Genomic DNA, 13,782 nt, shown 5'->3' with positions numbered 1-13,782 from the left:
AAAATTTCAAAAATCTGTTTTTTTCTTTTTTTATTCGTGCAAATTTGTGAAATTCGTGTAAAATGGGAGAAATTATTTCACACGAATTACACTAATTTTCATTAATTATTTTGTGCAATTGATTTCAAAAATTTTGAAAATCTGTTTTTTTTCTTTTTTTATTCGTGCAAATTTGTGAAATTCGTGTAAAATGGGAGAAATTATTTCACACGAATTACACTAATTTTCACTAATTATCTTGTACAATTGATTTCAAAAATTTTACAAATCTGTTTTTTTCCTTTTTTATTCGTGCAAACCTGTGAAATTCGTGTAAAATGGGAGAAATTATTTCACACGAATTACACTAATTTCACGAATGTATTTCGGGGTTAATTTCACTAATTTGAAAACTTCGTTTTAAAAAGAACGCACCAAACTATATTAATTAATTTGTGAAAATTAGTGCAATTTGTGTGCAATTTTTATTTACAAAATAATTCTTTTATATTTTAAACTATCTTCACCAAAATTCACCAATAACCCTAATCTGTTTTTCGAACAAGCTAAATAATTCAAAGTTTGTTTCGTATCACTAATGGTTAATTGTGATATGGCTTTCACTTCAAAAATTATTTCATCAAAAACTACATAATCTGCATTGTATTTTCTTGGCAATACAATGTCTTTATATTGTATTTTATACTCTTTTTCTCTTTCAAATGGGATGTTATTTGCTTTGAATTCATATTCCAAAGCATCTTTATAAACCACTTCACTATGACCTTTACCAAGTATTTTGTGAACTTCCATACATAATCCAACGATTTTATAAATTTCTTCTTTCAAATAAAGATCTTCCATATTAAAAATAAAAGTTACTATAAATTAGTGAAATTTAAATCAAAATTTATTAGTGAAAATTTGTGAAATTCGTGTCTAAAAAGCGAAAGCCACTTTCCTAAACTCATCCTCTTCATTACTCACAATTCCCAAAGCTTCATAAATATATTTAAAAGTCGATAAAATTTCAGGTTTTCCATCAATCAAAGCCACATCGTGTTCAAAATGCGCGCTTGGTTTTCCGTCGGCAGTCGTAATTGTCCAGCCATCTTTGTGTTGTTTGATGTTCCGAGTTCCCATATTTATCATAGGTTCAATTGCCACAACCATTCCTTCTACAAACATTTTTCCTCGACCGCGCTTTCCATAATTAGGCATTTCTGGATCTTCGTGCATTTTTGTACCCAAACCGTGTCCAACCAATTCTCTCACAACACTGTAACCTGCTTTTTCACAATAAGTTTGAATGGCGTTTCCAACATCTTCTACACGATTTCCAATTTTGAATTCTCGAATACCAACATACAAACTTTCTTTGGTAATTTGGAGTAATTTTTTGGTTTCTTGAGCCACATCGCCAATTTCAAAAGAATAGGCATGATCGCCGTGATAGCCATTTTTAAAAGCACCACAATCTACCGAAATCACATCGCCACTTTCAAGCGGAATATTATTCGGAATACCGTGAACGACCTGCGAGTTTGGACTCATACACAACGAATTCGGAAAACCATACAATCCCAAAAAACCAGGTATTGCACCGTGATCTCTAATAAATTCTTCCGCCAATTTGTCTAAATACAAAGTGGTTACGCCAGGTTTAATTTCCCGCGCAATCATTCCTAAAGTTTTAGAAACTATCAATGCACTTTCGCGCATCAATTCAATTTGCTCTCTCGTTTTTTGGACAATCATTTTTATGCTTTTTTCAATTTCAAAGGTGCAAAGATACGAATTCAATAATAGTAATTTCAATTTCAAAAATCAATTTCAAAAAATCAAAATCGGTATCAATCATCAATCTGGATTCGCCAAAATTCTAAACAATTCAGAATTCGAAATATAAAACCGATTCTCCAAAGCAATTTGCGAAAGCTGAGCCGAAACCAAATTATTTTCTCTAGTATTAATCAAAAACATCGAACTTTCGCCAAACGAGAACAAGCGTTCTTCCGAAGTAAGCATCGTTAAATTGTCTTTTACCAAACTGTTGATTAAGTTTTTTTGCCTTGTTAAAGACTGAATTTCTATTTTTTGAGCATTAATTTTGTTGGTCAATTGTACTTTTTCTAAATCAAGTTCAAAAACGGTTTCCTGCACTTTTAATTTCGCCAATTTCAAATTGCCACGTTCTTTTCTTAAAAATAGTGGAAAATAAAAATTTAATCCAACTTTATAATCTTTAAACTGATAATTATCGATATAACTCGGTTCAGATAAATAGGAGTAACCCACATCTATTTTTGGCAAAAGCAAGTTGGCTTTTAGTTTTTGTTCTACTGTTAAAATATCAATTTTGCTTTGCAAAGCATTTATTTTTGGGTGATTGGTAATCGTAAAATCTTGGTTCAACAAATCGTTGGTTCTTAATGTTTCTTGAATCGTAAATTCCAATTTTTCTTCTGGAATTAATGCATCAGAAAGTTCCAACGGAATATTATTTTCCAACCATAAAAAATTTGATAATTCCAGTTTAGATTTTGTGAGTTTCAAATTCGAATCTTCTAAACTCAATAATCTATTTTTTACAATAATTCCTGCTTCGGTACTGTCAATTGCTGGTTTGTCGCCTTGTTCAATTAAAGATTTAGTTCCTTTAAAACGAATTTCTGCATTCGAAGCGTAAGTTTGGTATAATTTCACTTCATTATAATTCTTTTTCCAATTAAAATACGCCACAGAAGCATCATATAATACCTGAATGGCTTGCAATTTTCTTTCGGCATTACTCAATTGAAGTTGAATTTTTGCCTTGCGTAAATCTGCCATTCGTTGGTTAATAAACAAACCTTGACCAAGTGGAATATTGATTCCAAAAGAAGTCAAACCTTGATTTGGGACTGTATTTTCTGGATTCAAATAAATACCTTCATTATTATCAAAACTCGCTTTTAATTCGATACCATACCAAGTAGGAATTTTGAAACTGCTATTTAAAATGGAATAATAGTCGCTGTCTTTAAACTGTTTTTTATCAAAATCGACTTGAATTTTTGGGTCAAAACCACCGCGAGCCATCATTAAATTGGCTTGGGCTTTGTTGAGTTCCAAATTGGCAGTTTTTACCAATGGATGGTATTTTTTGACATACCCTAAATATTCATTATACGTGAATTCTTTAGGAATTTCTTGTGCAAACGATTTTAAAGTAAAAACAAATACTATTAAAAAAAGGTTTTTCATTTTGCTATTTTTTACCGCTAATTCACGAATTATTTAAAATTCTGTGAATTGGTGGTGAATAATTATTTTTTCTCTTTTACAGCATTCGGTTTATAATAATTGGGTGGAAAACCATTTAATGTTCGCCAAATTTCAAACCAAATAGGTACATTATCCAATAATGCAATTGTTTGAGCACCAGAGCCAATGCTAACTTGTTTTGGCCATTTTGCTTCATTTTTGTCAGGCGCAATTAATATTCTGAATTTTCCATTATCTGAAATAAAATTTTCTATGGCTATAATTTCTCCACCAAAAGTACCGTAAGACATATCGGGCCAACCCGAAAAAACAATCGTAGGCCAACCATCAAACCAAACCCTTACTTTTTCGCCTTTGGTAATCAGTGGCAAGTCAATAGGATCTACAAAACTTTCTACGGCAATATCATAATCTGATGGCATTATGCTTACCACAGCCGTTCCTTCTTTAATATTTTCGCCAAGTCCAGATTGCAATGCCCGATTCACATAGCCATCTTGCGGTGCTTTTATATAGTACAATCCGTTTCTTATACTATAATTGGCATATTGATTTTGGAGTTTATTAACTTGCGCTTCGGTATCGTATTGATTGCTTTTTGCCGTAAATTGGTCGCTTTCTGCTTTGGATGATTTCTCAGAATATTCAGCAGAAATTCTATTGATTTCGACTTTTGCATTAATGAATTCATTTTTTGAAGTCAATAACTTATTTTCTTGGGTAATTATTTTGGCATCTACTTCTTGCAATTTCAATCGTTTTTCTTCTACATCCGTCAACGGTTTTAAACCTTCCTTATTAAGTTGCACAGATCGGTCAAATTGTGTATTGGCTATTTTGAGCTGCGTTCGCACCGCTACCAAATCCATGCTGTCGCTTTTTACTTTAAAAGTAGCTTGTTTGATTTTATTTTTGGCTTGTTGCAATTTTAATACTCTTTCATTTTCAATGGCACCAATTTGTGACGACAGCGTTTTTACTTTAGATTCGTAAGATTGAACCGACATTTTTTTGGCATCGACTTGATTTTTTGTATTTTCAACCAAATTTGGATCAAAATAATCTTCTTTTATTTCTGAAATAAATAGAATAGTATCGCCTTTTTTTACAAAATCACCTTCCTTGACATACCATTTTTCGATTTTTCCAGCAATTACTGTTTGTATGGTTTGCGGTCTTTGATTTGGTTTTAAAGTTGTTACAGCTCCTGAGCCAGAAATATTTTGTGTCCAAGGCAAAAACAAGATAACAATTCCTAATATAGAAACCAAAGCAATAATTCTGTTCAATATTTTGTAATGCGGACGGTGGTTTAAACCGTTAACATTTTTATATTTTTCAAGTGTTTTTATTGGGAAAATATTATTTTTTGAAATGTTTAGCATCGGTTTATATTTTAGAATCTTGAATAATTACACCATTTTCCATCATAATCTCTCGGTTACATTTGGTTTTCCAATACGGGTTTTTTGAGGAAACTATTATTGTCCAGTTATTTTTTTCGGAAGTTATAAAATCAATAATTTCGTTAGCAACTGTTTGGTCCATTGTATCTGTTGGGTCTTCATAAAACAATATTTTTGGTTTGTGAATAATGCTTCTTGCCAACAAAATTTTTTGAGCATTTGACGATGAAAGTTGTCTTCCTTCTGGGAAAATTTTCGTATTTAAACCTTGAGGTAGTGTTTTTATTAAAGAAGAAAGTTGTGTTGCATTTATTGCCCATTTTATATTTTCATCAGTAATATTTGGGTCATTGAAAGTAATATTTTCGAGAATCGTACCTTCAAAAGGTGTTTCATTATGAACAATAGATCCAATTTGTGAACGGTACTGATTTAAATTTATTTTTCTAAAACTATCATCGTTAATGTAAAATGAACCTGATGTTTGGTGCAACAATCCTGACAAAACCCTAATTAAAGTAGTTTTTCCTGAGCCATTTTCGCCATTGATTACAATTTTTTCACCTTGATTTATTTTTAAAGAAATGCTATCTAAAATATTATTTTTTGAATCTGGAAACTTGAATTCTAAGTTTTCTGTTTCCAAGAAAATATTGTTGTAGCAACTGGTATAATCAGAAATGGTTTCTAATTCTAAATCCATATCGGTTACTTGTCCAATTTTTTCGATAGAAGTGAGTACATCATAAAATGACTCTAATCCTAAAATTATTTTTTCAACAGAATTAATTACGAGTAAAATAATGATTTCTGCTGCCACAAACTGTCCAATATTCATTTGTTGGTTGATGACCAAAAAACCTCCAATTGACAGTAAACTCATTGTAATAATCATTTTAAAAACAATTAATTGACCGAATTGTCTTTTGATAATATTGAAATGTTTTTCGCGATAATTTAAATAATCTGTCACTAGATTATCGTTTTTTTGCAATGCATAATCAAAGTTTAATTCATTTCTAAAACTGATGTTATTGCGTGCTATTTCTTGCAGCCAACTTGCTACTTTATACTTGAACTTTGACTCTTTTAGACTCGATTCCAAACTAGAATTATAAGAAAATTTGAATATAAAATACAAGAGTAAAAATAACAAGATTCCAAAAACGATAAAATAAGGATGGTAAAGCGAAAGCAAAATTAATCCGAAAGTAATCTGCAAAATGGCTGCCGAAAAATCGATTAATAATTTTGAAGTTCCTTTTTGAATGCTCATCGTATCAAAAAACCGATTGGCTAATTCTGGCGGATATTTGTTGTACAATTCTTCGAACTTAATTTTAGGTAATCTTGCAGCAAATTCAAACGACGAACGCACAAATATTTTTTGTTGTAAATTTTCTGTAATTCGCAATTGCATCAAAGATAAAATACCTACCAATGCCACTCCAAAAACCACCAATATAACCAAAACAATCCAGGAAGCGCTTATTCTTCCTGCTTGGATAAAATTTATAATGGCTTGAATACCAAGTGGCAATGACAAACTTATGAGACCAGCAAATATGGCATAAAAGAAAATTTGAGACACATCTTTTTTGTCTAATTTTAGTAAATCGTAAAATCTTTTTAGTGGCGTCATGTTATTATTTTTTCAAAACTTTTAAAGCAACATCAATATAAAAATCGGATGGATTGATAATTTCATTGCAATCTGTAATGGTTTTTAAATGGTCTCTCAAAAAATGTTGGTGCAAACTCCCTTCAACAATTGTAGAAACTAAACTTTTTGCAAATGGATATTCTGGATTTATTTCGTTTATAATATTTATGATTCTATTGATAACACGTTTGTAAATCAAGAAAAAACCTTCTTTATTTTCATCATCTACTTCTTTTGTATGTAATGTTTTTGTGAATTCTGCAATAATTATTTTATTTAAAACATTTTCATTTATATGTTCTGTGTTTTCATCATCAACAATTTTTTCGGTCACAATAGTTATGGCTTTTTTTAATTTTTCAAAATTATTATCAATGTTTGAAGTTCCAAAAACCAGTCTATATTCTATCCAACTCCAATACCAAGAAGATAGATAAACCAATAGTTTGTGTTTGTTTTCAAAATACCTGTAAAGAGAGCTTTCGTTCGAGCCAATACGCTCGCCTAATTTCTTGAAAGTAAAATTATCAAAACCTATTTCATCAATTAAAAGTATACTTTGGTTTATTATTTTTTTTCCAAGAGCTGAAGTTTCAGGATCTTTTACATAAATTTTTGGATTCACTTGAATTTTAATGTTTGATAATATAGTTTGCATAATTTTAAATAGGTTTAATCTGATGTTGTTGGAATAAATTCTTTTTCTTCTTGTTTAGATAAATCAAAATTATAAAGGAGCGCAATGTTTAAAAAATTGCGCCCAGTTTCGTCATTTATTTTGTAATCAAATTGATAAATATAGCCAGTTTGAATGGCTACATTTTTATTTACTTCATAACCACAACCTAAAAACAGTCTGTTTCTTTCGAAAAATGGTTCGCCGTTGGTAAAAAATAATTCATTCCAAACTGAAAAATAAAAAGTTTTTGGTTCTATAATTTTTTTATTTACAGGAATTGTTGCGCCCAATCGATATCTGAAACGGTTTCTATATCCATTACTTGTAAAACGTTGTTCGGCACGATAACGATGCTCTAATGTAAAAAATCGCAAAGGATTTTTAAGGTTAATTTGCAACCAAGTTCTTATTTCTTTATTTTGAATCGGATTTTTAAAACTGCCGCCTTCACTATACGTATTGTATGATCCAAAGCCCGAAGTAGCAGTAAAATCTTTACTAAATTTATAAGTTGCGCCAGCCTTTATTTCATAATAATGAAATTCATCGTAAAACGATAAACTTCGCAACTGTGCTTCAGTAAAAGCATTCCATTTTGAATTTATTTTTAAATTTACATTTAAAATATTCCATGAACCCAAATTTTCTTGCGAAAAAAGTACGGTAGTAAATAAAAATAGTAGTAGGCAATTGTATGTGTTATTCATTTATAATTGGTTCATTCTTTTAAATACATATTGTGCTTTATTGTATTTTAATTTTTGAAAATTTTTGATTTTGATGTTCGATATTTATTTAATTTACTTTATTTAATCGCTTGTTTATTGTTTTTTATTTATCAGTTTTTGTTCTCTTTCCAAACCAATTTTATTGACTGTTTCAAATAAAAAATTTACATTGGCTAGTAGTCTGTCCAATTCCTGATCAAAAAATTGGCCAGTATATATATTCCACTTATTTGGAGATTTATCAATATGTTTGAAACTATTGGACAAAGTATTTATATATTCTTTTTTTTCGATTGCGTCATTAATAAAAATTGGAGGATATAAATTATACATGAGCATCCAGTTTTTGGCAACTCTAGTCACTCTTCCATTTTCATCTGCAAATGGGTGAATCCTAATGAGTTCATGGTGAAAATAAATGGCTCTAACAATTGGATTCGAGATATTTAACGTTTTATAAAATAATTCTGAAACCAATTGCGGTACCATATTAGGTTCAGGACAAATGTATGAACCAATTTGAATCAAAGTGTTTCGATATTGGTTTGGATGAATAACATTTGTTTCAGGAGAAATTAATCTCAAAAGCTGAAACAATTGTAATTCTTTTTCAAAATTATTGTCTAAAATTATTTCTTCCATGACAAAGTCAAGTGTTTTTTTTAAATTTGACAAATATTCTTCTGCTTCTTGATCATTTTGTGCTTCCATTTGAGCATTTTTTATTCCGACCAAATCTTTTAAATCATGCATGCCATTCAAATAAATATCCAATAAATCATCATCTAAATGATGTCGACCATAAATAATTAGTCTGTATATAGATTTTACAATAGCATCAATTTTATTGATTTTTTCAAAATTAACATGAATTATTTTTAGGGGTAATAAAATCATCTTAAATTAATTTAACAGTTATACAATTTAATATATCATTCCATAATTATTCCTTTTAAAAATGTAATTTAAATCCAAAATTATAATTTTCTGGCGCCATTATTTGAGGTTTTATCTTGTTTCCTTCCAGATCCAAATATTGCAAATGTTCCAAACTTCTTATTTGCGAAGGAATATTTTGAAATTTGTTCTTATTCAAATACAATTTTTCTAATTGTTTTAATTGTATAATATCATTTGGTAGGATTTTCAAATCATCATCTTCTAGATGCAACTCTTTTAGTTTTGGTAGTTTTCCTAGCATATATATATTTTCCTCTAGCTTTAGATTTTTTTCATTATTAAGATACAGTTTTTCTAGATTAGACAACTTCCACAAATCGGTTGGAAGTACAGCAAAATCGTTTCCACTTAAATCTAAAACTTTTAGATTTTTTAAAAGACTAATTTCGTTTGGAATAGTTTTCAAATGGTCATTGCTCAAGTTTAAATATTGTAGGTTGGTAAATTTTGTCCAATCTTCAGAATTTATTTTGATGTCTTGATTACTCAAATTTAGCCTGTAAACTATTTCAGGATTTTTTAAAGCATCCTTAATATTCGTGTATTCTTTTTTTAATTGTAATGAATCAATACTATTTTGAGCCATTATTACTTGACTTAAAAATATGACTAATAATATAGCTGAATTTTTCATAAGTTTATAATATATATTGCAAATATAATAGTATTACTATTAATATTGAAAATTTTAACTTTTTATTACAAAAAACTACTAAGCAAGGTAGCGTTAATAACTTTATATATGAATAAGATTAAGTAATCTTAGGTTTAACCGTTTTCATTTGAACAATGTCAACTAAAAATGCAAATGCCATCGAAAAATATATGTAGCCTTTTGGAATTTCAAAATGTAATCCTTCGGCAATAAGCGAAACACCTATCATCATTAAAAAACAAAGCGCTAAAATTTTGAAAGATAGATGTTTAGATATAAAACTGCTAATTGGTTTCGAAGCAAAAAGCATAATAACCACTGTAACAATAACTGCAGTGTACATTATCCAAAGTTCTTGAACCATTCCTACAGCTGTGATAATTGAGTCTATTGAAAAAACAATATCCAAAATAATCACTTCTGAAAGCGATTTTAAAAAAGAATTTTTTGTTGGAATTGCAGGAGTATCATTTGTATGAGATTCTGTCTTTTCATAAATTTCTTTGGTGCTTTTATAAATTAAAAACAATCCTCCACCTAGCAATATTAAGCCTTTTCCTGAAATCTCGGTCGATAAAATGGTAAAAAGGGTTTGGTCTAACCGTAAAATCCAAGTGATAACTGCTAGCAAAAGCAAACGCATAACCATTGCCAAACCAATTCCCCAATAACGCAATTTGTTTCGTTGGTTTTCGGGTAATTTATCGGCTAAAATAGATATAAAAATGATATTGTCAATTCCTAAAATTACTTCTAAAGCAATTAATGATAAGAGAGGAATTATAGCATCAATCATAATTTGTTGTATTAAAAATTAATTTTAATTTTTTTATTTTAGAGATTTGTGTTGCTTTTATTATCTTTTTAATTGTCATTTTTTTTAACGAAACAAACTATTTTATCCCAACATAAATAGCGTGTTTATGTAATTTTTAGTTTTCATGGAATACGAAATTTAGTCAAATTACAAAATTAAGCGCTTTTTTAATAGTAATGCTATTAATAATAAAATTTTTAACTTTTATTTATAAAAAAAGGAAATCCATAAAATAAATTTCCTTTTATACCAATAATTAATTTATGTTATGTCTACAATAAGTTATTATTAAAAATTTAGAATTGTATTTACAATTAAGCCGTTATTATTTTGAAATATATTTTGTTGATTTACTTCTCTACCTAATTGTAATGTTTGGTTTAAGTATCCTGCTTCAAAGCGAATATTGTTGTTAATTTTATAACCCAATAAAACACCAATACGGTTTTGATCAAAAATATTTTCATTTACATTTGGTCCAAAACCTACAAATAACTCATCGTAAATAGCTAAATATGGTGTGTTATTGACAATACTTTTACCTTTTAATGGCAACTGCATTCTAAACATATAGCGTATTCTGTTGAGCATAGGAAACTCATCTTCCGTATTTAAATTGACTGAAGAATACCGTCCAATAAATCGTTGTTCTAACATAAATCTATGTGATAATTCAATAATCGAAATTTTATCGATTATGGTTACTGCTTGAAAAATGCGGTGTTCAGTAAAATTTTTCCCCATTCCATTTAAAGGTGTATTACCATAAGGAAAGGTTTCTATCCAAGCGTATCCTAATCTAAATTGAACCTTGGGATTTAATTGATAATTTACACCTACACGAAGTAAGCCTTGTTGTTTATCTAGTATATAATTTGTTCTTCTTAACTGATATTCAGTATGGATACTGTATTTATTATTTACTTTGAGAGTTCCAAAATAGTTGTACCAACCTATTTGATTGGCTTCATTTTTTCTGGTATTTTGTGATAAAAGTGTTGCACAAACAAAACAGAATATAAATGTGAAAAAAATGGTAGACTTATTTATCATTTTTTTTAGGTTGTGGTAGATTAATTAATGTTTCATTAAGAAATTCTACTTTACCAGTATGAATATCATACACAGCGCCAACAATTAAAATTTCTCCTTCAATGTATTTTTTGTGCAAAATAGGTTCTAAATCTCTTAGATTGTTTACCTGATCAATTACATTTTGTCTCACCGCATTGTTAACTTTATTTCCAGGTAAATGAGCGCATTTTGCAACTGCAGGTTTTATTTCGTTTATTAATGTAACAATATGTCCAGGAACGTTTTCTGGTCGTTCTACTGCAGCCGCAACAGCACCACATTCGGTATGTCCTAAAACTACAATAAGTTTTGTTTTTAGCTTGAGAGTTGCAAATTCCATACTTCCATATGATGCTGCTGCTGAAACTTGACCAGCTGTTCTTACTATAAATAAATCTCCAAGACCTTGATCAAAAATCATTTCATTTGGCACTCTTGAGTCGCTGCAGCCAACTATTGTAGCAAATGGTTCTTGTCCCATTTCTAACTTTTTAATAGTATTCATATCTTGTCTTGGTTTGATTGTTTTGCCTTCAATAAACCGTTTATTACCACCAACAAGTTTTTTTAGTCCTATTCTAGGATCGGCATAGGCCGAATCTCTATTAATTACATAGTGTTCTTTTCTCCAAGAAATCGAATCGATTACTTTTTTTGAAGTTTTAATTTCTTTTTTCTGTGAAAACGAAGCGGTAGAAATTAATAACGCTGCCGAAATGATAAGTAAGTTTTTCATAAAGATATTGTTAATTGTTATACTTTTATATATTGATACAAATATAATTAAATATGATAGCATTACTATTGATATTGCAAATTTTAACTTTTTATTACAAAAAAAAGACTCTAAAATTTGAGTCTCTTAAAAATAGTTAATTAAAATAATATTATAGCAATGAATGTCTAATCATAACCTCTGGTTTTTCAATATTCATTAACTCGAGAATAGTAGGAGCAATGTCTGCCAAAACCCCGTCGTGAATTGTTTTCAAATCTTTATCCACTAAAATAATAGGTACTGGGTTTGTTGTGTGTGCTGTGTTTGGTGAACCATCTGGGTTGATCATGGTTTCGCAATTTCCATGATCTGCAATCACAATTGTTGTATAATTATTGGCTAGAGCCGATGTAATCACTTTTTCCACACATTTGTCTACTGCTTCGCAAGCTTTTATGGCAGCTTTCATAACGCCAGTATGACCTACCATGTCGCCATTGGCAAAATTAAGACATACAAAATCGGCTTCTCCTTTTTCGAGTTCTACAACCAAAGCATCTGCTAATTCGAAAGCGCTCATTTCTGGTTGCAAATCATAAGTGGCTACTTTGGGTGAATTTTTTAAAATGTGTGTTTCGCCTACAAATGGTTCTTCTCTTCCGCCAGAAAAGAAAAAGGTTACATGTGGATATTTTTCGGTTTCGGCAATTCGTATTTGCTTTTTATTGTTTTTTTCTAATATTTCTCCCAAGGTTTCTTTTAAATTGTCTTTTTCATAAATTACATGCATTCCAGTGAAAGTATCGTCGTAATTTGTCATAGTTACAAAATACAAATTCATTTTGTGCATATTTTGTTCATGGCAATCCATTTGGGTTAAAACCTCGGTTAGTTGTCTGCCTCGATCTGTTCTGAAATTGAAGAAAATAACCACATCATTTTCTTCAATTTTAGCCAGTGGTTTGTCATTATTATCGACCATTACGATAGGTTTGATAAATTCGTCTGTTATGTCTTTTGAATAATTATCTTGTATGCTATCTACTGCATTTTTGGAGTGGGTTCCAATACCATTTACGATTAAATCGTAAGCCAATTTTACTCTTTCCCAACGTCTGTCGCGATCCATGGCATAATATCTTCCAACAATCGATGCTAATTTTGCAGTGGTATTTTTGATGTGGTTTTCTAAAGCCGAAATATGCAAAACTCCTGATTTTGGATCCACATCGCGACCGTCTGTAAAAGCGTGAATGAATACTTTTTCTAAACCAAATTCTTGTGTGGCATCTATTAATCCTTTTAAATGTTCAATATGAGAATGCACGCCGCCATCTGAAACCAATCCTAAAAAATGAACTTTTTTATTATTGCTTTTTGCATATTCAAAAGCATTGATCAACACTTTTTCGTGGTTCAATGTTTTATTTTGAACGGCCAAATTTATTTTTGCTAAATCTTGGTATACAATTCTTCCTGCACCCAAATTCATGTGTCCAACTTCGGAATTTCCCATTTGTCCATCTGGAAGTCCAACATTGAGTCCGTCGGTACGCAACTGTGCGCTTGGATATTTTTGGTATAATGAATTGATGAATGGAATATTGGCATTGTCAATGGCTGAAACTTTTGGATCTGGCGATTTCCCCCAACCATCGAGTATCATTAAAATTACTTTTTTCATTTGAAAAAGATTATTGTTGCTAGTATACAAAGTTACAACGTTTTTTGTTTTTAGCCCTGACAGAAGTGGAAAGCTTTTTTGAGCAAATGGTTATTTTTTTCTTGAATTGCAAAAGCGACCAAAGGAAGCTCTTTGCAATTTTTAGAAAAAAA

At 29.9% G+C, this 13,782-nt stretch carries 13 protein-coding genes; all 13 read right to left on the bottom strand.

Annotated features, from left to right (window positions below; translation table 11 throughout):
- Positions 1–468 precede the first annotated feature (468 nt).
- Complete coding sequence (locus RMN92_RS11335; protein WP_309609558.1) at positions 469–843, bottom strand: GxxExxY protein; 375 nt, start codon at positions 841–843, stop codon at positions 469–471.
- A gap of 75 nt (positions 844–918) precedes the next feature.
- Positions 919–1,737: a type I methionyl aminopeptidase gene (map, locus tag RMN92_RS11330; RefSeq protein ID WP_309609557.1), complete on the bottom strand. Its 819-nt coding sequence runs from the start codon at positions 1,735–1,737 to the stop codon at positions 919–921.
- Between the two features lie 102 nt (positions 1,738–1,839).
- Entirely contained in the window at positions 1,840–3,225 is a 1,386-nt protein-coding gene (locus RMN92_RS11325; RefSeq protein WP_309609556.1) for a TolC family protein, read from the bottom strand.
- Between the two features lie 62 nt (positions 3,226–3,287).
- Positions 3,288–4,631 carry a biotin/lipoyl-binding protein gene (locus tag RMN92_RS11320; RefSeq protein WP_309609555.1) on the bottom strand — a complete coding sequence of 448 codons (1,344 nt, stop codon included), beginning with the start codon at positions 4,629–4,631 and terminating at the stop codon, positions 3,288–3,290.
- A 4-nt stretch (positions 4,632–4,635) separates the two neighbouring features.
- Positions 4,636–6,294, bottom strand: a complete 1,659-nt coding sequence (locus tag RMN92_RS11315) for an ATP-binding cassette domain-containing protein (RefSeq protein ID WP_309609554.1) — start codon at positions 6,292–6,294, stop codon at positions 4,636–4,638.
- Positions 6,295–6,298: 4 nt separating this feature from the next.
- Positions 6,299–6,973 (bottom strand): TetR/AcrR family transcriptional regulator, encoded by a 675-nt coding sequence (locus RMN92_RS11310; RefSeq protein ID WP_309609553.1) that lies wholly within the window; start codon positions 6,971–6,973, stop codon positions 6,299–6,301.
- A gap of 14 nt (positions 6,974–6,987) precedes the next feature.
- Positions 6,988–7,701, bottom strand: coding sequence for a DUF2490 domain-containing protein (locus tag RMN92_RS11305; RefSeq protein WP_309609552.1), 714 nt, complete (start codon positions 7,699–7,701; stop codon positions 6,988–6,990).
- A gap of 114 nt (positions 7,702–7,815) precedes the next feature.
- Positions 7,816–8,619 carry a Fic family protein gene (locus RMN92_RS11300; protein WP_309609551.1) on the bottom strand — a complete coding sequence of 268 codons (804 nt, stop codon included), beginning with the start codon at positions 8,617–8,619 and terminating at the stop codon, positions 7,816–7,818.
- Between the two features lie 55 nt (positions 8,620–8,674).
- Entirely contained in the window at positions 8,675–9,316 is a 642-nt protein-coding gene (locus tag RMN92_RS11295) for a leucine-rich repeat domain-containing protein (RefSeq protein ID WP_309609550.1), read from the bottom strand.
- Positions 9,317–9,434: 118 nt separating this feature from the next.
- Positions 9,435–10,133, bottom strand: a complete 699-nt coding sequence (locus tag RMN92_RS11290; protein WP_309609549.1) for a TerC family protein — start codon at positions 10,131–10,133, stop codon at positions 9,435–9,437.
- A gap of 309 nt (positions 10,134–10,442) precedes the next feature.
- Entirely contained in the window at positions 10,443–11,207 is a 765-nt protein-coding gene (locus RMN92_RS11285) for a DUF2490 domain-containing protein (RefSeq protein WP_309609548.1), read from the bottom strand.
- Positions 11,197–11,964, bottom strand: coding sequence for a carbonic anhydrase (locus tag RMN92_RS11280; protein WP_309609547.1), 768 nt, complete (start codon positions 11,962–11,964; stop codon positions 11,197–11,199). The genes RMN92_RS11285 and RMN92_RS11280 overlap by 11 nt, the downstream gene beginning before the upstream one ends.
- Before the next feature lie 151 nt (positions 11,965–12,115).
- On the bottom strand, positions 12,116–13,630 hold the full coding sequence (gene gpmI / locus RMN92_RS11275; RefSeq protein WP_309609546.1) for a 2,3-bisphosphoglycerate-independent phosphoglycerate mutase: 1,515 nt from the start codon (positions 13,628–13,630) through the stop codon (positions 12,116–12,118).
- Between the last annotated feature and the right edge of the window lie 152 nt (positions 13,631–13,782).

Origin of the sequence: Flavobacterium sp., assembly GCF_031363805.1 — a bacterium.
Classification (GTDB): Bacteria; Bacteroidota; Bacteroidia; order Flavobacteriales; family Flavobacteriaceae; genus Flavobacterium.
This window is presented reverse-complemented; position numbering and strand designations above follow the sequence as displayed.